This is a genomic window from Cobetia sp. Dlab-2-AX (genome assembly GCF_024124625.1).
In the GTDB taxonomy this organism is placed as follows: domain Bacteria; phylum Pseudomonadota; class Gammaproteobacteria; order Pseudomonadales; family Halomonadaceae; genus Cobetia.
Genome location: NZ_JAMXRV010000003.1, coordinates 251,098 through 275,532, shown reverse-complemented (window position 1 = coordinate 275,532; position 24,435 = coordinate 251,098). Strand labels below are relative to the sequence as shown.

General features: G+C 64.2%; 22 protein-coding genes. 6 read left to right on the top strand and 16 right to left on the bottom strand.

Features of this window, described 5'->3' with window-relative positions; all coding sequences use genetic code 11:
* Positions 1 to 6 precede the first annotated feature (6 nt).
* The 10 genes from NH396_RS06880 to NH396_RS06835 all read right to left on the bottom strand — a co-directional run bounded on the left by NH396_RS06880 (position 7) and on the right by NH396_RS06835 (position 10,393).
* Positions 7 to 294, bottom strand: coding sequence for a DUF493 domain-containing protein (locus NH396_RS06880; RefSeq protein WP_043331948.1), 288 nt, complete (start codon positions 292 to 294; stop codon positions 7 to 9).
* 196 nt (positions 295 to 490) lie between these two features.
* The gene (locus tag NH396_RS06875; protein ID WP_253062468.1) at positions 491 to 1,693 is read right to left on the bottom strand and encodes a D-alanyl-D-alanine carboxypeptidase family protein; all 1,203 of its coding nucleotides are present in this window, start codon (positions 1,691 to 1,693) and stop codon (positions 491 to 493) included.
* A gap of 102 nt (positions 1,694 to 1,795) precedes the next feature.
* On the bottom strand, positions 1,796 to 2,827 hold the full coding sequence (locus NH396_RS06870) for a septal ring lytic transglycosylase RlpA family protein (RefSeq protein WP_253062466.1): 1,032 nt from the start codon (positions 2,825 to 2,827) through the stop codon (positions 1,796 to 1,798).
* Positions 2,824 to 3,867, bottom strand: coding sequence for a lytic murein transglycosylase B (mltB, locus tag NH396_RS06865; RefSeq protein ID WP_176676387.1), 1,044 nt, complete (start codon positions 3,865 to 3,867; stop codon positions 2,824 to 2,826). The genes NH396_RS06870 and mltB overlap by 4 nt, the downstream gene beginning before the upstream one ends.
* Before the next feature lie 71 nt (positions 3,868 to 3,938).
* Entirely contained in the window at positions 3,939 to 5,087 is a 1,149-nt protein-coding gene (gene rodA / locus NH396_RS06860; protein WP_175088240.1) for a rod shape-determining protein RodA, read from the bottom strand.
* The gene (mrdA, locus tag NH396_RS06855; RefSeq protein WP_253062464.1) at positions 5,077 to 7,023 is read right to left on the bottom strand and encodes a penicillin-binding protein 2; all 1,947 of its coding nucleotides are present in this window, start codon (positions 7,021 to 7,023) and stop codon (positions 5,077 to 5,079) included. Before mrdA ends, rodA begins: the two co-directional genes overlap by 11 nt.
* Before the next feature lie 42 nt (positions 7,024 to 7,065).
* Entirely contained in the window at positions 7,066 to 7,533 is a 468-nt protein-coding gene (gene rlmH, locus NH396_RS06850; RefSeq protein ID WP_253062462.1) for a 23S rRNA (pseudouridine(1915)-N(3))-methyltransferase RlmH, read from the bottom strand.
* Between the two features lie 145 nt (positions 7,534 to 7,678).
* Positions 7,679 to 8,038: a ribosome silencing factor gene (gene rsfS / locus NH396_RS06845; RefSeq protein ID WP_176676385.1), complete on the bottom strand. Its 360-nt coding sequence runs from the start codon at positions 8,036 to 8,038 to the stop codon at positions 7,679 to 7,681.
* 196 nt (positions 8,039 to 8,234) lie between these two features.
* Complete coding sequence (gene nadD, locus NH396_RS06840; protein ID WP_253062748.1) at positions 8,235 to 8,870, bottom strand: nicotinate-nucleotide adenylyltransferase; 636 nt, start codon at positions 8,868 to 8,870, stop codon at positions 8,235 to 8,237.
* Between the two features lie 239 nt (positions 8,871 to 9,109).
* On the bottom strand, positions 9,110 to 10,393 hold the full coding sequence (locus NH396_RS06835; protein WP_253062460.1) for a glutamate-5-semialdehyde dehydrogenase: 1,284 nt from the start codon (positions 10,391 to 10,393) through the stop codon (positions 9,110 to 9,112).
* A 310-nt stretch (positions 10,394 to 10,703) separates the two neighbouring features.
* Here NH396_RS06835 and NH396_RS06830 point away from each other — a divergent pair, with 310 nt between their 5' ends.
* The 4 genes from NH396_RS06830 to NH396_RS06815 all read left to right on the top strand — a co-directional run bounded on the left by NH396_RS06830 (position 10,704) and on the right by NH396_RS06815 (position 15,149).
* Positions 10,704 to 11,720, top strand: coding sequence for a hypothetical protein (locus NH396_RS06830; protein WP_253062458.1), 1,017 nt, complete (start codon positions 10,704 to 10,706; stop codon positions 11,718 to 11,720).
* Entirely contained in the window at positions 11,720 to 12,679 is a 960-nt protein-coding gene (locus tag NH396_RS06825) for a diguanylate cyclase (RefSeq protein WP_253062456.1), read from the top strand. The genes NH396_RS06830 and NH396_RS06825 overlap by 1 nt, the downstream gene beginning before the upstream one ends.
* Complete coding sequence (locus NH396_RS06820) at positions 12,676 to 14,148, top strand: bifunctional DedA family/phosphatase PAP2 family protein (RefSeq protein ID WP_253062444.1); 1,473 nt, start codon at positions 12,676 to 12,678, stop codon at positions 14,146 to 14,148. The genes NH396_RS06825 and NH396_RS06820 overlap by 4 nt, the downstream gene beginning before the upstream one ends.
* A gap of 122 nt (positions 14,149 to 14,270) precedes the next feature.
* Complete coding sequence (locus tag NH396_RS06815) at positions 14,271 to 15,149, top strand: DMT family transporter (RefSeq protein WP_253062442.1); 879 nt, start codon at positions 14,271 to 14,273, stop codon at positions 15,147 to 15,149.
* Between the two features lie 126 nt (positions 15,150 to 15,275).
* Here the strand turns inward: NH396_RS06815 and NH396_RS06810 are convergent, their stop codons facing one another.
* From NH396_RS06810 to mpl, 3 genes are all read right to left on the bottom strand, one after another.
* Positions 15,276 to 15,905 (bottom strand): LysE family translocator, encoded by a 630-nt coding sequence (locus NH396_RS06810; protein ID WP_253062440.1) that lies wholly within the window; start codon positions 15,903 to 15,905, stop codon positions 15,276 to 15,278.
* A 99-nt stretch (positions 15,906 to 16,004) separates the two neighbouring features.
* The gene (locus NH396_RS06805; RefSeq protein ID WP_176676378.1) at positions 16,005 to 16,658 is read right to left on the bottom strand and encodes a UbiX family flavin prenyltransferase; all 654 of its coding nucleotides are present in this window, start codon (positions 16,656 to 16,658) and stop codon (positions 16,005 to 16,007) included.
* The gene (mpl, locus tag NH396_RS06800; protein ID WP_253062438.1) at positions 16,655 to 18,097 is read right to left on the bottom strand and encodes a UDP-N-acetylmuramate:L-alanyl-gamma-D-glutamyl-meso-diaminopimelate ligase; all 1,443 of its coding nucleotides are present in this window, start codon (positions 18,095 to 18,097) and stop codon (positions 16,655 to 16,657) included. The genes NH396_RS06805 and mpl overlap by 4 nt, the downstream gene beginning before the upstream one ends.
* A 194-nt stretch (positions 18,098 to 18,291) precedes the next feature.
* Between mpl and NH396_RS06795 the strand changes: the two genes are divergently transcribed.
* Positions 18,292 to 19,554, top strand: coding sequence for a diphosphate--fructose-6-phosphate 1-phosphotransferase (locus NH396_RS06795; protein WP_176676376.1), 1,263 nt, complete (start codon positions 18,292 to 18,294; stop codon positions 19,552 to 19,554).
* 105 nt (positions 19,555 to 19,659) lie between these two features.
* Here the strand turns inward: NH396_RS06795 and NH396_RS06790 are convergent, their stop codons facing one another.
* Positions 19,660 to 20,316, bottom strand: a complete 657-nt coding sequence (locus NH396_RS06790; RefSeq protein WP_253062426.1) for an NAD(P)H-binding protein — start codon at positions 20,314 to 20,316, stop codon at positions 19,660 to 19,662.
* Positions 20,317 to 20,363: 47 nt separating this feature from the next.
* Positions 20,364 to 22,091: a bifunctional protein-serine/threonine kinase/phosphatase gene (locus NH396_RS06785; protein WP_175088252.1), complete on the bottom strand. Its 1,728-nt coding sequence runs from the start codon at positions 22,089 to 22,091 to the stop codon at positions 20,364 to 20,366.
* A gap of 266 nt (positions 22,092 to 22,357) precedes the next feature.
* On the opposite strand from NH396_RS06785, the gene ppa reads away from it, so the two are divergent.
* On the top strand, positions 22,358 to 22,888 hold the full coding sequence (gene ppa, locus NH396_RS06780; RefSeq protein WP_253062424.1) for an inorganic diphosphatase: 531 nt from the start codon (positions 22,358 to 22,360) through the stop codon (positions 22,886 to 22,888).
* Positions 22,889 to 23,021: 133 nt separating this feature from the next.
* Here ppa and NH396_RS06775 read toward each other — a convergent pair whose 3' ends face one another.
* Positions 23,022 to 24,125 (bottom strand): DUF2333 family protein, encoded by a 1,104-nt coding sequence (locus tag NH396_RS06775; RefSeq protein WP_253062422.1) that lies wholly within the window; start codon positions 24,123 to 24,125, stop codon positions 23,022 to 23,024.
* Positions 24,126 to 24,435 lie beyond the last annotated feature (310 nt).

Genomic DNA, 24,435 nt, shown 5'->3' with positions numbered 1-24,435 from the left:
CCTGGATCACAGCACCATGTGGATGCGACCGGTGGCCTTGAGGTCACGGTGCAGCGCATCCAGCTGATCGGTACCGGTGGCACGGATCACCACACGGATACTGCGGTAGTTGCCGTTCTTGCTGTCCTGCCAGGTAATGGCCGTCGCATCGAAGCCCGGCGCATGCACTTCCAGGATATTGCAAACCACCTCGACGAGATCTTCTGCGGCGGTGCCGACGATCTTGAGGGAGAAATCACACGGGAATTCAATCTTCGGGGGCGTCTGCCCACCAGCTGCTGGCGTCTTGGCCATGGGGATAGCCCTTCAGGTAACTCTATTTCCGACCATTCTACTCAACAAAGGGCGATCCGTCAGCCGGATCGCCCTTTGTTGAGTACACGACCGCGATATTCAGGGGCGCGCGCCTGGCACCGCCAGCACGCGCACCCCACTGCCATCACTGAATCATGTCATCGGCCGCGTCACGTCACACAGCCAGACGACTGTCTCAGTTGAACAGGCCGTGGAAGAACAGCATCAGGGCATCCCACAGACGCTTGAACAGGCCGCCCTGCTCCACCGGTTCCAGTGCGACCAGTGGTTCTTCGGCCAGCACCTTGTCGTCCAGCTTGATCTGCAGGGTACCGTACTGCTCGCCGGCCTGAACCGGGGCCTTGATGGTGTCCTTGAGATCAAGACGCGCGGTCAGCTTGTCAGCCTGGCCACTCGGTACGGTCAGGAAGACGTCCTGGGCCATGCCCAGACGTACCTGGTCCTTCTCGCCACCCCAGACACGCGCCTGATTGAGTACCGCGCCCTTGTCATAGAGCTTCTTGCTCTCGAAGTAGCGGAAGCCGTAGGTCAGAAGCTTCTGGGATTCCTGCGCACGCGCCTCTTCGGACTTGGTACCCATCACGACACTGATCAGGCGGGTATCTTCCTTCCTGGCGGATGCCACCAGGCAGTAGCCGGCTTCTTCGGTGTGGCCGGTCTTCAGGCCATCAACGTCCTTGTCACGCCACAGCAGCTTGTTGCGGTTCGGCTGCTTGATACCGTTCCAGGTGAAGTACTTCTGGGAATAGATCTCGTAGTGATCCGGGTAATCCTTGATGATGCGACGCGCCAGAATCGCCAGGTCGTGCGCCGTGGAGTAATGCTCCGCGTGCGGCAGGCCAGTGGCGTTCATGTAGTGGGTGTTCTTCATGCCCAGACGCTTGGCGTGCTGGTTCATCAGGTCGGCAAAGGAGCCCTCGCTGCCGCCGATACGCTCGGCCAGCGCGACGCTGGCGTCGTTGCCGGACTGGATGATGACACCGTGCAGCAGGTCATCGACACTGACGCTGGTGCCTTCGCGGATGAACATGCGCGAGCCACCCGTCTTCCAGGCATTGACGCTGATGCGTACGTCTTCGTCCGGACTCAGCTTGCCGTCGTCGATTTCGCTCTCGACCAGGTAGGCCGTCATCATCTTGGTCAGGCTGGCCGGCGGCAGGCGCTTGTCGGCGTTGTGCTCGACCAGGATGCGCCCGGAATTGGCGTCCATGAGGATCCAGGAAGACGCCGCCAGCTGCGGCGCGGCCGGAATCAGGGTATCCGTCTCGATGGCATGGGCCGGGGTGGCGGCAACGCCTGCGAACAGCGCAATGCCGCTGGCCGCCATCAGCGCGGAGAATCGACGCCGAAGAGGAAGAAGTCGGGCTTTCAGGGACATGTTGGAATCTCTTTGACACTCATGCATAAGCCGAGGCTTGCGCCTCGGCCAGGTTGCGCCTCTTCACGAAGCGCATGATGGATGAAAACGGGCCTGCGGCCCTTATCGCTCTGCCGTGACACTGAAAGCCCCGGCATAGCCAGCATCGGCCAGCGCCGACTTGAGCGATTCAATACGGACACTGTCTTCCAGCGGACCGACCTGAACCTTGTAGAGGTCGCCGCTACCCAGCACGCGAGTCGGTCTCCCAAGACGGGAGCTGACACTGGCACGAATGCTGTCGGCCTTGCTCAGATCACTGACCGCCGCGACCTGCAGGAAGGTAGCTTCCCCGCTCGCCACTGAGGGCGTGCTGCTCGGCGCAGCAGAGGCTACCACGGGCTTGGCGGCAACGCTCGCGCCGGAAGCGCTCGAGGCCACGGAACCGCCGGTTGCCTGCATCGCGTCGAGTCCGGCAATGCCCTGTTCGCGACGTACCGCCTGACTGCGCACCAGCAGACGCTCGGACTCTGCCGTGCCCTGGGTCGGGCTCGGGCCCGGCTTCCAGGTCGTGGCATCGAGGGCCTCGACACGCACGTGCCCAGTGCCGTGGTCCAGCATGTCCAGGCGCCACGCCGCGCTGTAGGACAGGTCGATCAGGCGATCTTCATGGAAGGGGCCACGGTCGTTGACCTTGACGATGACCTGCTTGCCGTTGTCCAGATTGGTGACACGCGCATAGGTCGGCAATGGCAGCGACTTGTGAGCCGCCGTCATGGTGTACATGTCATAGATCTCGCCACTGGCGGTGGCGTAGCCATGAAACTTCTTGCCATACCAGGAAGCAGTGCCCTCGGCCACGTAACCGCGCGGATCATCCATTACGCGATAGGTCTTGCCCCATACCTCATACTCGCTGCGATTGCCGCTGCGGGTATAGGGTTCGACACGTGGTACCTCATCGGGCACCGCCGAGACATCCGGCGCATCATCGGGATAGGCATCGCTGTCCAACTCGTAGCGGCTGTTCTTGCCCGCCTTCTTGCCGGTGCTCGCCGAGGCACCATCACTGACCTGGGTGCCGCCCCCACTGCTGGCACAGCCAGCCAGCAGGGCAAGCGCGAGGGTCAGCGGTAGCGCGCGTGACCAGTTCAACCCGCACCTCCGTCCTCGAGACGACGCTTGATCGCACGGGAAAGCTCATCCACGGCCATCGCATACATGTGACTGTGGTTGTAGCGCGTGATGACGTAGAAATTGTCGTAGCCGACGGCATAGCGGTAGCCCTGTTTCAGGTCCAGCGCCAACGGAATCACCTGGGTATTGCCGGCCACGTCGTCTGCCACCTGGACACCGGCCGCCTCAAGCGCGGAAACGCTCATGTACGGCTTTTTCGTCTTGTTGAAGGTGACGGACGACGGCGGCGTCCCGGGACCATCTGCGGCGCTGACCACCGGCGCACCGGCCTTCCAGCCATGACGCGCGAAGTAGTTGCCGACGCTGCCGATGGCATCGACCGGGTTGTGCCACAGATCACGCACGCCATCGCCATCGAAATCGACCGCATAGGCCTGATAGCTGGTCGGGATGAACTGCGGATAGCCCATCGCGCCGGCGTAGGAGCCCTTGATGGAGAGCGGGTCGATGCCCTGCTCTATCGTCAGCTGCAGGAAGGCTGCCAGCTCGCCACGGAAGAACTTGCCACGACGCGGGTGATCAAAGGCCAGCGTGGACAGTGAATCGATCACGCGGTGAGTCCCGGTGTGCTTGCCGAAGAAGGTCTCGACACCGATGATGGCGGCGATGACTTCCGGCGGCACGCCATACTCGGCCTGGGCGCGATCGAAGGTCTCACGATGCTCGGCGATGAATTTCACCCCAGCCTCGATGCGTGATTGCTTCATGAAGATGGCGCGGTACTGGTCCCAGCGCAGATGACCTTCCGCCGGACGCGACATGGCATCCAGCACTTTCTGGCTGTAATCGGCCTGATTCATCAGCTCGGTCACGCGATCGCGATCCAACCCCTTGGCCACCAGCTCGTCGACCAGCCTGGCCGTTTCCGGGTGAGTCGCCGGGGCGAAGCCATCAGGCGCCGCCTTGGCCACGCCTGACATTCCCAGCAGCGGTGCCACCATTACCAGGGCTGCGCCCCAGTGCTTCAGACGTCGCCCACACGCATTGATCACCGTCATCGACTCTCTCCTTGCCTGTCTGCGAGCTTGGGCTCGCGAATGTCCTTGCCACTCGGCAACTGGCCGCCACGTCATCGCGACAATAGGCGCCGGTGGGTATGAATGCTCATGAGAATACCGAAGCCTGCCAGCAAGGTCACGCTGGAGGTCCCACCATAACTGACCAGCGGCAACGGGACGCCAACGACCGGCAAGATACCCGATACCATGCCGATGTTGACGAAGACGTAGACGAAGAACGTCAGGATGATCGCGCCCCCCGTCAGCCGTGCAAAACTGTCCTGGCCATTGTTGGACATCACCAGCCCGCGCAGCACGATCAACACGTAGAGCCCCAGGAAGAAGCTCATGCCGATCAGGCCGAATTCCTCCCCGATGACCGCGACGATGAAGTCGGTATGGCGCTCCGGCAGAAACTCGAGCTGGGACTGGGTCCCCAGGGTATAGCCCTTGCCGAAGATGCCGCCCGAGCCGATGGCCGTCTTGGACTGGATGATGTTCCAGCCCGCGCCTAGCGGGTCAGACTCCGGGTTGAGGAATGTCAGCACACGGCGGCGTTGATAGTCGTGCATCACCATCCACAGAAGCGGCAATGCCGAGGCGATCAAGGCACCGAAGAAGGCGATCAGCTTCCAGGAAAGCCCTGCCAGCAGGATCACGAACACGCCCGCCGCAGCGACCAGCAACGAGGTGCCGAGGTCCGGCTGGCGCGCGATCAGCAGCACCGGCGCGACGATGATCACGGCGCAGATGACCAGATCTCGCCAGCGAGGGGGCAACGGGCGCTGCCCGAGCCAGCAGGCGACCATCATCGGCATCGCCAGCTTCATCAGCTCAGAGGGCTGAAAGCGCACCACCCCGGGGATGACCAGCCAGCGCTGGGCGCCCATGCCGACATCCCCCAGCACCTCCACTGCCACCAGCATCAGGAAGCCAGCGCCATAGGCGACCGGCGCCCAACGGTAAAGCGTGGCGGGTGACAACTGGGCGAGCCCGATCATGATCACCAGCGCCAGCGCCTGGCGTGAGGCCTGGCGCAGCGTGAAATCGATATCCTGACCGCTGGCGCTATAGAGCACGATCAGCCCGCAGCCGAGCACGGCCAACAACAGCAGCAGCAGCCAGGGGTCGAGGTGGATACGCTCCCATAGACTGGTGCGGCGGCGATGACTGAGATCCCCACCTACACCACGCATCGAGCGCTGATAATCAGTCGGCATCGTTCTCTCCTTGCTCACTCTCGCCCGCCGGTGCCTCCGGCGGTGCCAGAGCGGCAGCCAGCGTGAGCGCCGCCTCACGCGCTTCGGGGTCAATGCGCGGCAACAGCCAGTAATCGGTGACGGCGCGTGCCATCGGACCCGCCACGGAGCTGCCGCCCTGGCCGTTCTCGATCACCACGGAGACGGCTATCTCCGGGTGCTCGACCGGCGCAAAGGCGGCGAACAGGGCGTGGTCACGCAGACGCTCCGCAAGCTCCTCGCCGTTGTATTTCTGGTCCTGTCCGAGGGTGAAGACTTGGGCGGTACCGGACTTGCCGGCCATGCGGTACTTGAGACCGGGCCCGACATACTTGCGCGCCGTGCCTTCTCGCCCGCTGACCACGTCCTCGAGCGCGGCGATGACATCGTCCCACCACGCCGGATTGTCCAGCACCACATCCGGTTTTTCCTCGCTTCTGGGCAGCAATACCGTCTCGTCGCCGATGCGCTTGGCCAGGTGAGGCGTCACGTGCCTGCCGCGATTGGCCAGCACGGCCTCCGCCGAGGCGAGCTGCAACGGTGTGGCAAGCCAGTAGCCCTGACCGATACCGATGGAGATGGTCTCGCCGGGGTACCAGGGCTTGTCGTAGCGATTGCGCTTCCATTGCTTGGACGGCATCAGACCGGGCAGCGCGCCCTGCACGTCCAGCGCCGTCTGCTCACCGAAACCGAACTTGTGCATGTACTCGCTGATGCGGTCGATCCCCAGGCGATAGGCAACGTTGTAGAAGAAGGTGTCATTGGAGACCGCGATGCCACGCCGCATGTTGACGCGCCCATGCCCCCAGCGCAGCCAGTTGCGGTACTTGTGGCTGTCATTGGGCAGCTGGAAATAGCCGGGATCGTAGAAGGAAGTGCTGGTGGTGATGACACCGTTCTCCAGCCCCGCCAGCGACATGAAGGGCTTCACGGTCGAGGCCGGCGGGTACTGGCCGCGAATGGCACGGTTGAACAGCGGCAGGTCGATATCATTCTGCAACGCGCGATAACTCTTGACGCTGATGCCGGTGACGAACTCATTGGAGTTGAAGCCCGGCACGGAGGCCATCGCCAAGATGTCACCCGTCTCGGGCTCGATGGCCACGATGGCACCACGCCGCCCCTTGAGCAGCCGATAGGCGAGATCCTGCAGGCCGCGGTCGATGGTCAGCGTCAGGTCCTTGCCCGGCACCGGGTCGATCCGCGACAGCTCACGCAGCACGCGACCCCGCGCATTGGTTTCCACCTTGCGCAGGCCGGCCTGGCCGTGCAGCTCCTCTTCATAGAAGCGCTCGATGCCGGTCTTGCCGATGAAGTGGGTGCCCGAATAGTTGCCCTTGTCGAGGGTCTTGAGCTCGGCCTGATTGATGCGCCCCACATAGCCCAGGGTGTGCGAGAGCGGCTTGGCATCCGGGTAGTAGCGCAGCAGCTGCGCCTCGACCTCGACGCCGGGCAGGCGATAGCGATTGACGGCCAGACGAGCGATCTGCTCCTGGCTCAATTCACTCATCAACAGGGCGGGCTGATAGGGGCGTTGACGCTGACGCGAGCGCTCCTTGAAGTCTTCGACTTCATCGGGCGGCAGATCGAGAATCTCGACCAGGCGTTCCAGCGTCGTCTCGAGATCACCGGCGCGTTCGCGCACGATGGTGAGATTGTAGTTGGGACGATTCTCGGCGAGCAGCTGACCGTTGCGGTCATATATCAGGCCGCGAGTAGGCGGCAAGGGCTCGACACGCACACGGTTCTTGTCCGAGCGCGTGGTGTAGATGTCGTGTTCCACGACCTGCAGAAAGAGCAGTCGCGCCAGCAGACATCCGGCCAGCACCAGCACGAGGCCGGCAGCCACGATGCTGCGAAGGCGAAAGATCCGCACTTCCTGTTGAGGATTCTTTATCGTCGCCCGGCGTTGGCGCATGGCGGGTCTCGCAACCAGTGTCGTGTCGCAAGCGGCAGGCGCTTACCGGTGATAGGGGTGCCCGACCAGCAATGTCCAGGCGCGGTAAAGCTGTTCCGCCAGCACGATGCGCACCAGGGGGTGCGGCAGCGTCAGTGCCGAGAGCGACCAGCGCTGATCGGCACGTGCCAGCAGGCGTGGGTCGAGCCCATCCGGGCCACCGATGAGGATGGCCACGTCTCGCCCTCCCTGCCGCCAATCATCGGCATGCTGGGCAAGCTGCTCGGTACTCCAAGCCTTACCTAGGACATCAAGGGCGACAACATGTTCATTTCCCTTGAGTTTTTCAAGCATCCGGTCGCCTTCACTGGCCATGGCACGGGCAATATCCGCATTCTTGCCGCGATTGCCGGGCGCCAGTTCGATGAACTCAAGCGAAAAATCCCGCGGCATGCGCTTGAGATATTCCCGGCTACCCTTCTCCACCCAGTCCGGCATCTTCTGCCCGACCGCCAAAACTCGGATCTTCATGTCCTGTCCCGTGCTGTGTCAGAACGCCGGGCAAGCCCGCGGTCCTTCCATCGGATACTCCCTGCCCGCGACATCGCGACCGGCAAGGACGTAACGCGCGGTTGGCATGCCCCGACGAGCAACCCGTCGGGTCAGGCTGGCAGGATCAATGACTCTGCTCGTACTCTTCACGCGTCTCGCGGGGCAGATCGCTCCACAGGCGCTCGAGGTCGTACAGGGCACGGGTTTCGGCCAGCATGACGTGGACGACGACATCGCCCAGATCCAGCAGCACCCAGTCGGAGCCGTTTTCGCCTTCACAGCCCAGCGGCTTGACGCCGGCTTCTTTCACGGTGACCTGCACGTTGTTGGCCAGCGCGGAGATATGGCGGCTGGACGTACCGGTCGCGATCACCATCACATCGGTGACGCTGGTCAGCTTGGAGACATTGATCTCGCTGATTTCCTGGGCCTTGAGTTCTTCAAGGGCGTCGACAACCAGGTTTTTAAGAGCTTCGGTCTGCATGATTCCTCGGGAGTTTGTTCGGCAGGGGGCGCATTCTACCCGTTGGCGATGCGCGCGCCTATGGGCATCGTCATTTACTCGCCAAAGGAGCGCCACGCACGGCGATGAGGGATCGCGGCAGTGACGCCCCTCTCATGGTGCCACGCTCGCACGCGACAGGACGTTCAGAGCCACAACGCTCAGCTCGATAGTGGGCTCAGCTCGATGACGGACAGTAGAGGCCATGCGCCTCGATATGACGGATCACCGCTTCCGGCAGCAGGTAGCGCACGCTGTCGCCCAGCGCGAGACGCTCACGCACGAAGGTGGCGCTGATGGCCATGCGTGTCGGCAGCGACAGGCGCAACAGGTGGCCACCCGGGCGCGCCATCAAGGCCGCCACCGAGTCGACCTCGCGCCCCTGGATCAACGCTTCGAGCGCCCGGGGCAGCGGTGCATCATGGTCCGGTCGCTCGATCACCACCACATGGGCGTCATCGAACAGACGATCGGCGGCATGCCACTCCCCGAGCTTGAGGAAGGCGTCATGGCCGATGGCCATCACCAGCCGCGCCTGCGGGCCGTATTCGGCGCGCAGACTGGCCAAGGTGTCGGCACTGTAGGAAGGCCCACCGCGCAGCAGCTCACGCCCATCGGCCTTGAGGCCCGGCTCTGCCTCTATCGCGGCTTCCAGCATCGCCAGCCGCTGGTCACTGCTGACGCCGGGCGCGGCGCGATGCGGCGGCTGATGCGAAGGCACCAGCAGCACATGATCCAGCCCCAGCGCTTCGCGCAGCTCGATGGCACTGCGCAGATGGCCGTGATGGATGGGATCGAAGGTACCACCGAGCATGGCGACACGCGGTACCGGGCCGAGGCAGCCCTCGAAACTCGGCTCCGCTGCCGTGTCAGTCCTTGAGCGCGAATCATGTGCCGACTCGGCGCCGTGATGCAGGGCCTCACGCTCCTGCGCGAGACCATCGGCATTCAAGGGGCACTGGGTGTCCTCCAGCGCCTCGGGCGACAGGGCCTTCTCGTTCGTCAAGGTCTGCGCGGGCGCGGCCTGATCCTCGGCGGGTGAGACCTGATCCTTCACTGGCGAATCTGCCCATCACCGAACACGATGTACTTGCGGGTCGTCAGGCCCTCAAGCCCGACCGGGCCACGCGCATGCAGCTTGTCGGTGGAGATGCCGATCTCGGCACCCAGGCCATATTCGAAGCCATCGGCGAAGCGGGTGGAGGCGTTGACCATCACCGAGCTGGAATCGACCTCCGCCATGAAGCGACGCGCCAGCGCATAGTTCTCGGTGATGATGGCCTCGGTGTGCCCGGAGCTGTGACGCTCGATATGCGCCATCGCCTCATCGACGCCTTCCACGACGCGAATCGACAGAATCGGCGCGAGATATTCGGTGTCCCAGTCTTCTGCACTGGCAACCACGGCCTGCGGCAGCACTTCGCAGGTACGCTCGCAACCGCGAATCTCGACCTCATGTGCCGCCAGACGCTCGGCGATACGCGGCAGGACCTCGGCGGCAACCGGCGCATCGACCAGCAGGGTCTCCATGGTGTTGCAGGTGCCATAGCGATGGGTCTTGGCGTTCTCGGCGATCCGGACCGCCATCGCCAGGTCTGCCGTGGCATCGATATAGACGTGGCAGATGCCATCAAGGTGCTTGATGACCGGCACGCGTGCGTCACGCGAGATACGCGAGATGAGGCTCTTGCCACCACGCGGGATGATGACATCGACGAACTCGGGCATCGCGATCAGCTCGCCGACCGCGGCGCGGTCCGTGGTGGCGACGACCTGCACTGCCGTGGCCGGCAGCTCGGAGAGCACCAACGCCTCGCTGATGATCTCGCTCAACGCACGGTTGCTGGACGCGGCCTCGGAGCCACCGCGCAGAATGCAGGCATTGCCGGACTTCAGGCACAGACTGGCCGCCTCGATGGTCACGTTGGGGCGTGACTCGAAGATGATGCCGATCACGCCCAGCGGCACGCGCATGTGGCCGACCTGAATGCCGCTCGGACGCGAGCGCAGACCATCGACCTCGCCGACCGGGTCCGGCAGCGCCGCGACCTGCTCGAGCCCTTCGATCATGGCGTCGATACGCGCAGGCGTCAGCGCGAGACGATCGACCATCGCCTCCGAGAGCCCATTGGCGCGTGCACGCGTCAGGTCCTCGGCGTTGGCCTCTGCCAGTGCCTCGCGACGCTCATCGATCAGACGCGCCATGGACTGCAGAGCACGATTCTTGATGCCGCTGTCGACGCGACGCATCACGACGCTTGCCGCGCGCGCTGCGTGCCCCAGACGATTCATGTACGCCACGACGTCCGTGGTGTCGTGCTTGCCCTGCTCACTCATGTGCCTAATCTCGCTGGTTGTCAGTGTCCACGCACTCATTTCATCATCGCCCGGGCCCCGCGAGGGCATTCCCCAGAGAAGCCCTGACGTGAAGACCTGATGTGAAGGTCTTATGTGAAGACCCGAGAGGCGTAGACACTTTTGTCACTCGCCGTTTGGGGTATGCTGCCATTATTGCAGACGACGTTGCATGATCGGAGCACCGTCGCATCCTGCAAGCGTGCAGGCAATACCCACGTCACAGACCGTTCGGCCAGGGAATTCGGCCGATTTCGCGCCATCCACGGCAAAGGTGCCAATATAAGTCACCATGGAGATCAAGTTCAAAGTCCGTCTCAGTCAGTTCGTCTGTCTGCTCGGCTCTGTATTGCTGCTGCTGGAAGCGGCACGACAGATCAGTATCGGCCTGACGCTCACTGCCCTGTTGCTGGCGGTGGGCGGCACGATGTTGCTGGTGGTCTCTCTCGCCCACGAGCTGTTCACCCTGCGCTGGTTCCGTACGCTGGTGATGCTCAGCGTCGCGCTGATCATGAGTGCACTGGTGCTGCTGGCCCCGCAACAGCACCTGATGTGGCTGTGGGGCTTTGCCGTCCTGCTGCTTTATCCGCGCCCACGCTGGCTGGCACCGGCCTGCGCACTGATCGGGCTGGTCACCACCTGGCTGGCGCTCAGCCAGCTGGGCAGTGACTGGCTGAGCCTGGGCATCGGTATCACCGCGACCCTGATGGCGCTCGGTGCCATCGGTGGGCGACGCCAGCAGCAGGTCTGGATGCAGCTGGAGCGTCGTGGTCGGCGTGATTCCAGCCGCGCGATCTGGTCACAGTACCAGCTGATGCGAGACCTGCCGCGGGAAATTGCCCGTGCCGATCGCGAGGACATCCATATCGAATTGATCCTGCTCGCACCGGTCAAGACCGGCCGCCTGGCCAACCGTCGCCTGATGAATACCCTCGACAGCGCCGCATTGCCGCATGAAACCCGCTACCAGCTCGATGACGGGGCACTGGCCGTCTTGCTGGTCACCCGCGGCGAGCGCATGGCCAGCCTACGTCGTCGCCAGTTGATCGAGCATCTCGCGATGCCGGTCCGCGCCCGTGTGCAGCCTCTCAACGACAGTGATCCCGGAGCGCTGGACCTCAAGCGCCTCAGTGCCCATCTGAGCGATGAACCTCATCCGATCACCTTGCTGCCGCCACTGCCTCGCAAGCCTGCCGATGCTGATGCTTTTTCAGACGAAGCCCGGTCAGACGACGGACGAGACACCCTGAAACAGGCCAGCGCGGCAGACAAGGTCGCCGTGGCACCATCGCGGGGGAATGATCACTGATGTCTCCTCTGCACAGTCTGGCGCACAGCGAGCGTCGGGAACTCGCCAATCGCAAGACACTGATCATGCTGCTGGCCGCCGCGGTGATCGCCACCTACGCCCTGTGGCGCTACCTGGTGGGCGATTTCGAGCATATCCTGACGCCGGTGCTGGCCACCCTGCTGATGGCGATTGCCGCCGGCCTCAATCACCTCGATGATGAGCAGCCGCTGCCTTCCTACCTGACGCTGATCGCCAGCTATCTGATGCTGGCACTCGAGGCGCCGGGCACCTATCCGGGCATGTCGCTGTGGCTGGGGCTGCCCAGCGTGCTGACGCTGCTGCTGCTGCCCCTGGCACCGGCGATGTTGCTCAATCTGGTGCTGGCACCGCTGTGGCTATGGCTATTGGGTCAGCAGGAAGACAACTTCGGCGAGATACTGCGCTACCTGTGTCTGCTGCTGGTGGCCAGCCAGCCGTTCGTCATCAACAGCCTGCAGGCGGGGATCATGAGCCTGACCGCCAGCGAGGAAACCGAGTGCAACGCCTTCAACGCCCGCACCGGTCAGCAACGACTGATCAGTGAGGCGGCGCGTGCGCGGGCGCTGGACCAACCGTTCAGCATTCTGGTCGTCTATCTGCCGCAACTGGACATGCTCGGCGAGCAGTTCGGCGAGGACAGGCGCGTCGAATGCCTGGCGATGGCCTGCAACGTGATGCAGGAGGTCTCGCGCCAGGGCGACCTGCTGTGCCGCAGCGACAAGTCCTCCTTCTGGCTGATGCTGCCCAATACCGGCGAGGCGGGAGCACTGATCATGCGCGAGCGCCTGACCGCGGCGCTGGCAGCGGCCACACAGCCGGAAACCGGCTCCATCATTGCCCGCGCGCGCCTGGTGACGTACAAGGCCGATGACACCACCCAGAAACTCGAGCAACGCCTGCTGGCCAGCCAGCTTGCCCTGATGGATCTCAATGAATGAGCGACACCCTTGCGTCACTGCTGCATTGGCTGAACCCCAGTGTGATGATCGATATCCTGATGACCACGCTGAGCGATCACCCGGCAGCCCTTGTCGCCGTCATCGGCCTGGTCTCACTGCTTGAATCGCTCGCCATCATCGGCCTGCTGGTGCCGGGCGTGGTCATTCTCACCGCCGGCGCCTCACTGGCCGGCCACCTCGAACTCTCGCTGCCGATATTGCTGGCTGTCGGTGCGCTGGGCGCCATCATCGGCGATGGCGTGAGCTTCTGGCTGGGCATCCGCTATCGCGATCAACTGCCCGGCCGCTGGCCCTTCTCGCGCCATCCAGAGTGGATCGAGCATGGTCAGCAGTTCTTTCATCGCCACGGCAGCTGGTCGATCGCCTTCGGGCGCTTCGTCGGCCCGGTGCGCCCGATCATCCCGCTGGTCGCCGGCATGCTCGACATGCCGCCGGCGCGCTTCTTCCTGGTCAATGGCCTCTCGGCACTGGCCTGGGCACCGGCCTACCTGCTGCCGGGCTATCTGCTGGGCCAGACCTGGCAGTCGCTATTTACCCTTCCGGAAGGCGCCGACGGCCTGCTGGTCGGACTGGCCAGCGGCCTGATCGCCTGTGCCTTCGCCTTCTCCTTCCTACGCCGCCAGCTGGGCCGCGAGGGCCGCCTCTATCATTGGCTGGCGCGTCGCATGCGTCGCAGCCCCTCCGGGCGGCGTCTGTGGTGGCAGCTGCGCCATCCCGACCCCGAGGGCGAATTCCCGCTCGCCTCGATGGCACTGCTGATCTTCGCGGTGATCAGCGTGCCCGCCATGAGTCTGGCGGTGCTGGCCCATCCCGAGCCCTGGTGGATCGACCGCGTGGCCGCCTCGCTGGCCGCTAGCCTCTCCTCACTGTTGCCCCAGGACTGGCTGCGCGAGGCAAGCCTCGGGCTGTCTCGCCTCGCCGATGGTACCGGCCTGGCGGCGCTCGTGGCTCCGTGGCTGGTATGGCTGCTGCTCAAGGGTCGCCACGCGGTATGGTTGCATCTGACGGCGGCCTGGCTGGGCATCGCCAGCGCCAATACCGTGCTCAAGCACCTGATTCAGCGCCCGCGTCCGGACACCCCCGCCTTCCTGGAAGGGTCGATGTCATTCCCAAGCGCCCACGCCGCCGGCAGCGTAGCGGTGTTCGGACTGGCCGCCGCCTTCATCGCCGAGCGCCAGCCCTCCTCGCGACGCCGCTGGATCTACTGGGCAGCCATCGCCGCCTGTACGCTGATGGGCCTGTCGCGCATCACGCTTGGCGTCCATTACCTCAGCGATGTGCTGGGCGGCGCCTGCCTGGGTCTGCTGGTCTGTGCGCTGGTGCGCATCAGCTACCCCGCCTTCGTGCGCCAGCCCTCGCCCCCCCTAGACTCGCCGGCCCCGCTGCTGTGGTTGAGTATGGCGAGCCTGTTGCTGTTGGCGGCACGCTTCGTCTGGCTGCCGCTCTAGGCTGTCGCGATCAGACTGCTGCCGCTCAGGCCTTCGCGATAACGTTGCCGTGATAACGCGGTAAACCGATGAGCCGCCTGGGATGGCGGCTTTATCACTACCCCCTGATGACGAGGAACCTCATGCCCGGCCCTGCTGCCCCTCCCGCCAACCAGCCCCAGGCACTGATGTCGATTCATCTCGGCATCGCGCTGCTCGGCGGTACGGCGCTGTTCTCGAAAGGCGTGCCTCTCTCGGCGCTCGACATCACCACCTGGCGCAGCCTGCTGGCAGGATTGTTCCTGCTGTGGCTGGCGCGCCTGAAGTGGCATGTCTCGCTGCGCCTGAGTGGGCGCGACTGGGCCTTGCTGGGCATCGCCGCCGCGCTGATGGCCGCGCACTGGGTGAGCTACTTTCACTCGATGCAGGTGTCTTCCGTGGCCACCGGAATGCTGGCGCTGTTCACCTATCCCATCTTCATCGTGCTGCTGGAACCCTGGGTGGAAGGCACGCGCCTGAAAGCGAAGGACCTGGCGGCAGCGGGGCTGGTCTGCGCAGGCGTCTGGCTGCTCGTTCCCGGCGGCGACAGCAGCGCGCAGGGCGACAGCCTGGCGGGAGTGTTATGGGGCGTGTTCTCGGGCCTGTTGTTCGCGGCACGCAATCTACTGGTGCGCTACCGTCTCGGCCATCTCAATCCAGTGCTGTCGATGAGCCTGCAGGCGCTGGGGGTCGTGGTGCTGACGCTGCCGTTCGTCTCCGGTGAGATCATGGATGCCAGCCCCTCGACGGGGATCGCCATGCTGGTGCTGGCCATCGTCTTCACGGCTGCGCCGCATGCGCTGATGACCTTCGCCCTCGGTGGCCTCAAGGCCAAGACCGTCGGCATGATCGGCTGCCTGCAACCCGTCTACGGCGTATTGCTGGCGTGGCTGATTCTCGGCGAGGTGCCCACCTGGCTGACACTGGTCGGCGGCAGCTTCATCGTGGCGGCGGCAGCACTTGAGACCCTGCGTCGCAGCTGAACCGAAGTCACAACTGACTCGAAGTGGGGCTGCTGAATCAACACCTCCCCTGAACACATCAAGGCCCGCCATTGGCGGGCCTTGGTGTGTTCACAAGATGAAATTCTTCGCTCGGTCATGCCGACATCAACCGGTTGCGAGCCAGACTCCCACGCCGATCATCAGCGTGCCCGCCACGCGGTTCATCAGGCGCACACGCGAGCCACGCCCCAGCCAACGCGCCAGGCTGCTGCCACCGCCGGCATAGAGCAGCAGGCAGGTGAATTCCAGCGTCAGGATGATGCCGACCAGCGCGATCAGCTGCGGCGCCAGCGGCAGGCTGGCATCCAGAAACGGCGGCAACAGCGCAATGAAGAACGCCCATCCCTTGGGGTTGGCGATCGCGGTAACGAAGCCCTGTGCCGCCAGCGCGCGGCGCGAGGCGCGCGGTGCCTCCGCATCCTCCCCTGCTACCCCCAGGGCCAGGCGACCACGTGAGCGCCACATCTGGATCCCCAGCCAGGCCAGGTAAGCACCACCCGCCAGCTTGAAGGCCGAGAACACCATCGGATAGCGCAGCATGATGGTCGCGACGCCGATCACCGCCGATACCGCCACCAACCCGACACCCAGCAGCTCGCCCATCATCATCCACAGCGTGCGCTTGACGCCCTGGGTCATTCCCAGGGTCATCGCCAGCGTCATGCACATGCCCGGCGTCAGCGAGACCAGAAAGAACGTCGGTACGAACACCGACAACAATGACCAATTCAGCATTCCCTGCTCTCCTTGCACAGTCTGATGCAGTGCCAGAGGGGTGCCTCTGACAAGCTCTCACCGACGGACTCTCCCCTGAGCGGATCGACCGAGCGCCCCTCAATCGCCGCTGACATGCCCCTCGCCCCAGCGCGGCATCAGCGCATGCGAGATTCCCAGCTGGTTGAGAATGCGCGCGACGATGAAATCGATCATGTCATCGAGGGTCTGCGGACGATGATAGAAGCCGGGCGCGGCGGGCAGGATGACGGCACCCATGCGCGTCAGACTCAGCATGTGCTCGAGGTGGATGGCCGAGAACGGCGTCTCGCGCGGCACCAGAATCAGCGTGCGGCGTTCCTTGAGGGCCACGTCGGCCGCGCGTTCGATCAGATTGTTGCTGGCCCCGGTCGCGATCGCGGACAGTGAGCCCGTGGAACACGGGCACACCACCATGGCGCTCGGCGCGCCGGAGCCGGAGGCCACCGGGGCCATCCAGTCCTCGCGCCCGAAGCAGCGAATCTGGCCGGACCTGGCGGCGTAGCGCTGCGTGAGCACCTCGGTGAGACGCGCCGGGCGCGCCGGCAGCTCCTCGTCGGTCTCGGTGGCGATCACCATGTGCGCCGCCTTGGAGACCATCACCATCACTTCATGCCCGGCCGCGACCAGGCACTCGATCAGACGCAGACCGTACTGGGCGCCGGAGGCCCCGGTCAGCGCGACGGTGACCGCCGACTTGAACTCGCCCTCCGGGGCTGTCGCTTGCGTTTTCATGCGTCACCTTCACGTGCTGCCAGCGCCGCCAGAAGGCGCTCGTGGATACCGCCGAAGCCGCCATTGGACATCACGACCACCCAGTCGCCGGCGCGGGATTGATGGGCGATCTTCGCGATCAGGGCGTCGATGTCCTGCTCGACCTCCGCCTCCACGCCAAGCGCACGGCACTCGCTGACCGTTTCCTCCAACGACCAGCCGAGGCTGGGGCCCGCGAACCAGCTGACGCGGTCGGCCGCGGTCACTGAAGCCGGCAGACGCGCCTTCATGGTGCCGAGCTTCATGGTGTTGGAGCGCGGTTCGATCACCGCCCACAGGCGACCGCCCTGCCCTTCAGCTGCCACGCCGGGCGCGAGGCCCTCAAGCGTGGTGGCGATGGCGGTCGGGTGGTGCGCGAAGTCATCGATGACCTTGACGCCCGCCACCTCACCGCGCAGCTCCTGCCGACGCCTGGGCGGGGCGAAGCGTGCGAGCGCCTGCAGGGCCGCCTCGACACTCACGCCGCACTCGACGGCCGCGGCCACCGCAGCACAGGCATTGGCCACGTTGTGGCGTCCGCGCATCGCCCACTGGCACTCGACGAAGCGCTCCGCCTCGCCTGAGTCATCAAACGGCGATGCCAGCGCGAAGTGGCTGCCGTCGGCACTGATCAGGCGATAGCGCCAGTCGCCACCGGCATTCTCGATACCGCTCTCATCGCCGAAGCGCGTCACCGGCGTCCAGCAGCCTTGATCCAGCACGCGCTCCAGTGCCTGGGCACCGGCGACGGCGTCCGCCGCGACCACCAGCTTGCCGCCTGCCGGCACGGTACGTACCAGGTGGTGGAACTGACGCTCGATGGCGGCGAGATCCGGGAAGATGTCGGCGTGATCGAACTCGAGGTTGTTGAGCACGGCGATGCGCGGCCGGTAATGCACGAACTTGGAGCGCTTGTCGAAGAAGGCCGTGTCATATTCATCGGCCTCGACCACAAAGGGCGCTTGAGGATCGCCGATACGCGCGGAATCGCCCAACTGTGGCGGCACGCCACCGATCAGATAGCCCGGTGCGAGGCCTGCACATTCAAGAATCCAGGCGGTCATGGTCGCGGTGGTGGTCTTGCCGTGGGTGCCGGCGATGGCGATCACTGGGCGGCCGGTCAGCACCTCGTCACACAGCCATTGCGGGCCGGAGGTATAGGCCAGCCCACGCTCGAGCAGCGCCTCGACTTCAGGGTTGCCGCGCGAGACGGCATTGCCGACCACCGTAAGATCAGGCGCGGGGACGAGATTGTCGGCCGCATAGCCTTCCATCAAAGTGATACCGGCCTCGGCCAGCTGTGTGCTCATGGGCGGATAGACGTTGGCATCGCTCCCCGTGACGCGATGACCGCGCGCGCGCGCCAGAAGCGCAAGGGAGCCCATGAAGGTACCGCAAATACCGATGACGTGAAGGTGCATCTGTTTCTCCAATCCGGAAGCCCGAGCAGCCTAGCATGCCCGTCAGGCGGCGAGTAGCACGCGACCTGTCAGGGATGGACGACACCCCCGGTGGCATTCGGGCGTCGTGCAGGGGTCATGTCTTTCGGATATGATGCGGCGGGTAAGCGCCAGCCCGTTCAAGACCATGACAAGGAAGCAGAGACGAGAAGCCCATGCCCCAGCACAATGCCTTCTACGCCCAGTCCGGTGGCGTTACCGCCGTCATCAACGCCAGTGCCTGTGGCGTCATTGAAGCCGCTCGTGAAAACGGCGACCAGATCGGCAAGCTGTATGCCGGTCACAACGGCATCATCGGTGCCCTGACCGAAGACCTGATCGACGTCAGCCAGGAAAGCGACGAGAACATCGCCGCGCTGCGCCACACGCCGGGCGGTGCCTTCGGCTCCTGCCGCTACAAGCTCAAGAGCATCGAGGACCACCGTACCCAGTACGAGCGTCTGATCGAAGTGTTCAAGGCCCACGACATCCGTTACTTCTTCTACAACGGTGGCGGCGACAGCGCCGATACCTGCCTGAAGGTCTCCCAGCTGGCCGAGACCATGGGCTACCCGATCCAGGCCATCCACGTGCCGAAGACCGTGGACAACGACCTGCCGATCACCGACAACTCGCCGGGCTTCGGCAGCGTGGCCAAGTACATCGCTACCTCCACCCGCGAGGCCGGCCTCGACATCGCCTCCATGTGCGCCACCTCCACCAAGGTGTTCATTCTGGAAGTCATGGGCCGTCACGCCGGCTGGATCGCCGCTGCCGGTGCTCTGGCCGGTGAAGATGCCACCCAGCCGCCGCACATCGTCGTCTTCCCGGAAGTCGCCTTCCACCGCAAGGAATTCATGGCGCGCGTCGATGCCTGCGTCAAGGAACACGGCTACTGCGTGGTGGTGGTCTCTGAAGGTGCGCGTTACGAAGATGGCACCTTCCTGGCCGATGCCGGCAACACCGACGCCTTCGGCCACCGTCAGCTGGGCGGCGTCGCGCCGACACTGGCCGGCATGGTCAAGCAGGACCTGGGCTACAAGTACCACTGGGCGGTGGCCGATTACCTGCAGCGCGCAGCGCGTCACATCGCCTCGAAGACCGACGTCGAGCAGGCCTACGCCACGGGTCGTGCCGCCGTCGAGATGGCCCTGGCCGGCAAGAACGCCGTGATGCCGGCGATCCGTCGCCTCGGCGATGGCGCTGACTACGCCTGGGATATCATCGAGGCGCCACTGGAGAAGATCGCCAACCATGAGAAGTTCATGCCGCTGGAGTTCATCAGCGAAGATGGCTTCTACATCACCGACGCCTGCCGCGAATATCTGTCGCCGCTGATCCAGGGCGAGGACTTCCCGCCGTTCGTCAATGGCCTGCCGGCGGTCGCCAGGCTCACGCTGGCCAAGGTCGAGAAGAAGCTGACACCGTTCACGGTCTGATCGCCTGGCGCTGACGCGTCTGAGCGATCCGTCGCTGACAGTGAAGCGAGTGTAAAAAAGCCCCGCACAGGCGACTGTGCGGGGCTTTTTGATGGCTGTCAGTTGTCATGCAGATGTAGAGGGGAACACCTCCTCCAGCCGGTACACCGCATGCGCCTGCTGCTGACGCTGGCTGACCTCGACCATACGCGCCGCTACCTGAGCGCCACGGATCGGCCGGTAGCGCTGCAAGCCCGGCAAGCGGGTAAGCGCCGGCAACAGATGGCGCGCCAGCGTCTCGCCCAGACGGAACTCGCTGCGCTCCCCCACCAGCAATGACGGCTGGAAGACACTGATACGCGCAAAGGGCAGCGCCTTGATGGCCACTTCCAGCTCGCCCTTCATCCTGAGATAGTCATTGCGGCTCGCGTGATTGGCGCCGCTGGAGGAGACCAGCAGGTAGTGCGCCACTCCCTGGGCGGCCGCCAGCCGGGCGGCACTCAGTTGATGATCGATGTCGACACGCCGCTGCGCCTCGAGCGACCCCGCCTGCTTGAGCGTGGTGCCCAGGCACGAGAACAGCAGGTCAGCCTGGAAGCAATCGGCCCAGTCTTCCAGTCGCGCGAAGTCGACCACATGGTTCTCGACCTTGTCAGAGTCGCAAGGCGCCGCCCGGCGCGTCAGCGTGACGACTCGGGCGACGGCCTCGCACGCGATGAGTTCAGTCACCACCTCGCGCCCGACCACGCCGGTCGCCCCGATCACGATCGCGGTCTGGCCCATGCACCTACTCCTCCTACCATGGCCTTGCCCCCCATCAGTCTCCGCGCTCACTTGAGCAGCCAGGACAGCACCAGCAGCAACAACAGGATGCCGGCGACGCCCTGCCAGAAATTGGCCGGTTCACGTATCGCTTCCGAGGGCGTCAGCGCCTTGCCGGGGTCCTGCTGCGGCAGCCGCAGCGCGTAGAGCAGCTCAGACAGGCGGCGATAGCGCAGGGTACGTTGCGGGTCCAGGGCGCGCCTGAGGGCATCATCCAGTATCTGTGGCACCTGGGGATTGCGCATGCGGGCCGGCTGATACTCCAGCAGTTCGAGGTCGGTATGGGTGCGCAGCTGCTCCATCGACTGGGCGTAGGGCTGCATGCCAGTCAGCAACCAGTAGATCACCGAAGCCAGGCCGTATTGATCGCTGCGCCGACTGACATCGGCACCAAGGGCATATTCCGGCGCGCTGTGCTCGGTGAGGCCGACCTGACGTGCCAGCGGACCGGCGCTCTCATGGCCATCCCCCTCACGCAGATGGCAGGCGCCGAAATCGACCAGCACCACCTTGCCATGCCGGTCGATCATCACGTTGTCGGGGTGAATCAGCTGGTGCAGCACCTCACGACGATTGAGAGCATGCACGGCCTTGCCGAGCTGGCGCGCGATGTCGAGGCGCTGCTCGAGATTGGCCTGCGGGTGCATGCGCGCCCATTCGGTCAATGTCTGCGCCTCAAGGTGCTCGAGCAGGTAGTAGAGGTGATCACGCGGACGTGACGGCTCCACCACCTTGACCACGAAGGGCGAGCTGACACGGTCCACCACCCACTGCTGGAGCAGGAAGTGCTCCAGATAGGCGTTCTTGAGCGACAACTCCGGGCTGGGCGCCTTCATCACCATCACGCGTCGGCTCTTGAGGTCACGCACCTTGTAGACGCGTACCCGCGCGCTGCGTGACATGACTTCCAGCACTTCCAGACCATCGATGCGGTCGCCCGGCTCCAGCTCACGCGGTACCGGAAGGTCGCCATAGACGCGCCCCGGCGTATCGTCAGAGGCAGTCGCCAGGCGGTCAATGCGCACCAGCTGGAAGCAGAACTGATCGGCCGTGTAGCCGCGCTCATCGGCGCGGTCCGCCGCGGCATGGGCCAGGCGCTCACTGGCGGCGTCGAGATCCGAGACGTCATCACGGATCAGTGACACGAAATCGGAAGGCAGCAGAGTGCCGCGCACCGCCTGGGTGGTGAACAGGAAGATATCGCCCTGCTTGAGCGGCAGCTCGATGTAGTCGATGTCGAGGCTGACATCCATGCCCAGCGCCCGCGACGGATAACGATAGCCGCCGAGATCGGTGACATGATCACGCGAGATCTGCTCGAATTCGCCGCCACGCAGCCGGAAGACCACCGTGTCACCGGCATGGAACAGATGCGCCGACTGGCCCCGGAAGACGACCGCGGAAATCGAGGTCACGTAGCTGCCGCCCCGCACGAAGCGACTCTGGCTGTAACACCAGCTGTTCAGCGCCCGCAGCACGCGGGTCGCGGAATACTTGACGCTCCAGTTGTCAGGCGTGGCGAAGTAGTCGGCCAGAAAGCCACGCACGGCAAGGTCGCCGGCCTGCTTGGCAATCGCATTCTTGCTGGTGGTGTCGGCGATCAGCGCGCAGCCACCCTTGGCCGCCAGCGGGCCGCGCTCCAGCGGTATCTCCAGCGACATCGAGCTGCGATGACGCTTGCGGTCGGGAGCCACGAAGGCCTGACCGTAACTGAGTGAAAGCTCTGCATCCGCCAAGGCGGTCTCCTTGCGTCTCGATCCTGCCGTTACGTTTCATGCATGCGGTGGTGACGCAGCGTCAGCCCGACGCTAAAAGGCGCAATCGCCGTTGCGCCGCGCTGGACGGCCCCAAGTGTTACCCGAGTCAGCCTGCAGTGCCACCACTCGTTGGTGCAACGCAAGGCGATCGAGCGTGGCATGATGGCAAAACGGTCTGCCAGTTCGTATAATTCAGCGGAATTTTGACCCGCAGGCCTTCAACCCGCAAACCCAAGGACTCGACAATGAGTTTCGACAAGATCCCCGCTGGCAAGGAATTGCCGAACGACGTCTACGTAGCGATCGAGATTCCGGCCAATCACGCGCCGATCAAGTACGAGATCGACAAGGACATCGATGCGCTCATGGTGGATCGTTTCATGGCCACCCCGATGTTCTACCCGGCCAACTACGGCTACATCCCGAACACCCTGGCCGACGATGGCGATGCCCTCGACGCGCTGGTCGTGACCCCGTATCCGGTCGCACCGGGCAGCGTCATCCGTGCGCGTCCGGTCGGCGTGCTCAACATGAGCGACGAAGCCGGTGAAGACGCCAAGCTGGTCTGCGTCCCGCACCAGAAGCTGACCTCCCTGTACGACGACGTCCAGGAAGTCACTGATCTGCCGGAACTGCTGCGTCAGCAGATCGCGCACTTCTTCGAGAACTACAAGGATCTCGAGAAAGGCAAGTGGGTCAAGATCGATTCCTGGGACGGTGCTGATGCAGCCCGTGCCGCGATCCAGAAGGCAGCCGCTGCCTACCAGAAGGACTGAGTCCTTTCGAAGTGATGCGCTATTCAGGCATCACGATGCAAAAAGCCCCCGTCATTGACGGGGGCTTTTTCGTTTCCAGCTCACGCCCGACACCGGTGGGGAGAACCGTCAGCCGGCATCGAACGTCACGGGATCAGCCCTTCTCGAGCAGGCTGCGCAGGTCACTGATCGCGGAGTTGGCACGCGCGACGTAGTTGGCCATCACCAGCGAATGGTTGGCGAAGAAGCCGAAGCCGGAGCCATTGAGGATGATCGGGCTGCCGATGTCGGTCTGGGTCGCTTCCAGCTCACGGATGATCTGATCGATAGAGGTCAGCGCGTTCTTGTCTTCCAGCACGCCCTGGAAGTCGTGACGCACCGCCTTGAGCAGATGGATCAGCGCCCAGGAGGTGCCGCGTGCCTGATAGAAGACATCGTCGATCTCGAGCCACGGCGTCTTGATCTCTTCTTCCGTCTGGGTGCTCTTGGCCGAGGTGGCGCTCTTGTCGCCGGCCAGGCTCAGGTTGAGCTGCGACTTGCCGACACTGGCCGACAGGCGCTGGGACAGGGAGCCGAGGCGATTCTCGACATCCGACAGCCAGGCTACCAGGTTGTCGGCACGCGCGTAGAACTGGCCGTTGTTCTGGGCGTCATCGCTCAGACGCTTCAGGTAGTCGCCCAGCTCACGGTTGGCGTCGGCATATTCGTGCTCGGCTTCCGGCAGCATCCAGGCATTGGCATCGATGAACAGCAGGGATTCGGCCTTGCCCAGTGCCTTGTCATCGCTGGACTGGGACTGCGAGCGGCTGAATTCCTTGCGCAGCTCACGCGTCATGTCACGTACCTGCACCAGCACGCCATATTCCCAGTTGGGCATGTTGTCGAGCATCAGCCCCGGCGGCGCCACATCATTCTTGAGATAACCACCCGGCTTGTGCAGCAGAGTATCGTTGAGTGTCATCAGGGTGGCGACGGTCGCGGTGCCTGTCGGCAGGGTCTCGAAAGCCGGTGCCGGCTCTTCACCCTCGACCTTGGCCACCGGCGCGGCCAGACCATGCACGCGAGCCAGTTCGGTGCGCGTGGCCTGATCGATGTTGAACTCGTCCGGTTCACTGCTCCAGTAGATACCAAGGCCAACACAGACCAGCAGGTAAATGACGAACAGCCCGATCAGTGGTTTCCAGATCCAGCCATACTGAGGCGTTTCCAGCACATCGCGATTGGCGCCGCGCTTGCTGCCTTTACCGAATAGGGCCATGCGTTCTTCCTTGTATGAAGCCTTGTAGAAAAAGCCGTGTGAGAGACGAGTCAGACCTGCCTGAACGGATATGAGCCGCGCCGATGCATCCAGCGCCGGTACTCATGACGTACGTCCTATCCTATCATGCGCCCCTGCACGTGCCAGCCGCACTCGGTGAAGTGCCGGTTCTGTAGCAAGGTGCGATGCGCTCCGGACTGTGGGCTGGGTCACGGGCCTGGTCGTGAACCGAGCCGAGGACCGAGCCGCGGTAAGAGCCGAGGGCCAGACTGCCAACCGCGCAGGCGGCTTCACCACTCGACCCCGATAC

Excerpts from the sequence above, each read along its gene's own strand:
- nadD (WP_253062748.1), bottom strand. The coding sequence starts at position 8,870 with ATGCTCGGTGGTACCTTCGATCCCATCCATCACGGCCATCTGCGCAGT.
- mltB (WP_176676387.1), bottom strand. The coding sequence starts at position 3,867 with ATGACGGTGATCAATGCGTGTGGGCGACGTCTGAAGCACTGGGGCGCA.
- rsfS (WP_176676385.1), bottom strand. The coding sequence starts at position 8,038 with ATGCAGACCGAAGCTCTTAAAAACCTGGTTGTCGACGCCCTTGAAGAA.
- NH396_RS06830 (WP_253062458.1), top strand. The coding sequence starts at position 10,704 with ATGGAGATCAAGTTCAAAGTCCGTCTCAGTCAGTTCGTCTGTCTGCTC.
- NH396_RS06775 (WP_253062422.1), bottom strand. The coding sequence starts at position 24,125 with ATGGCCCTATTCGGTAAAGGCAGCAAGCGCGGCGCCAATCGCGATGTG.
- NH396_RS06880 (WP_043331948.1), bottom strand. The coding sequence starts at position 294 with ATGGCCAAGACGCCAGCAGCTGGTGGGCAGACGCCCCCGAAGATTGAA.
- rlmH (WP_253062462.1), bottom strand. The coding sequence starts at position 7,533 with ATGAAGATCCGAGTTTTGGCGGTCGGGCAGAAGATGCCGGACTGGGTG.
- NH396_RS06795 (WP_176676376.1), top strand. The coding sequence starts at position 18,292 with ATGCCCCAGCACAATGCCTTCTACGCCCAGTCCGGTGGCGTTACCGCC.
- mrdA (WP_253062464.1), bottom strand. The coding sequence starts at position 7,023 with ATGCGCCAACGCCGGGCGACGATAAAGAATCCTCAACAGGAAGTGCGG.
- NH396_RS06825 (WP_253062456.1), top strand. The coding sequence starts at position 11,720 with ATGTCTCCTCTGCACAGTCTGGCGCACAGCGAGCGTCGGGAACTCGCC.
- ppa (WP_253062424.1), top strand. The coding sequence starts at position 22,358 with ATGAGTTTCGACAAGATCCCCGCTGGCAAGGAATTGCCGAACGACGTC.
- mpl (WP_253062438.1), bottom strand. The coding sequence starts at position 18,097 with ATGCACCTTCACGTCATCGGTATTTGCGGTACCTTCATGGGCTCCCTT.
- rodA (WP_175088240.1), bottom strand. The coding sequence starts at position 5,087 with ATGCCGACTGATTATCAGCGCTCGATGCGTGGTGTAGGTGGGGATCTC.
- NH396_RS06820 (WP_253062444.1), top strand. The coding sequence starts at position 12,676 with ATGAGCGACACCCTTGCGTCACTGCTGCATTGGCTGAACCCCAGTGTG.
- NH396_RS06810 (WP_253062440.1), bottom strand. The coding sequence starts at position 15,905 with ATGCTGAATTGGTCATTGTTGTCGGTGTTCGTACCGACGTTCTTTCTG.
- NH396_RS06835 (WP_253062460.1), bottom strand. The coding sequence starts at position 10,393 with ATGAGTGAGCAGGGCAAGCACGACACCACGGACGTCGTGGCGTACATG.
- NH396_RS06875 (WP_253062468.1), bottom strand. The coding sequence starts at position 1,693 with ATGTCCCTGAAAGCCCGACTTCTTCCTCTTCGGCGTCGATTCTCCGCG.
- NH396_RS06815 (WP_253062442.1), top strand. The coding sequence starts at position 14,271 with ATGCCCGGCCCTGCTGCCCCTCCCGCCAACCAGCCCCAGGCACTGATG.
- NH396_RS06805 (WP_176676378.1), bottom strand. The coding sequence starts at position 16,658 with ATGAAAACGCAAGCGACAGCCCCGGAGGGCGAGTTCAAGTCGGCGGTC.
- NH396_RS06790 (WP_253062426.1), bottom strand. The coding sequence starts at position 20,316 with ATGGGCCAGACCGCGATCGTGATCGGGGCGACCGGCGTGGTCGGGCGC.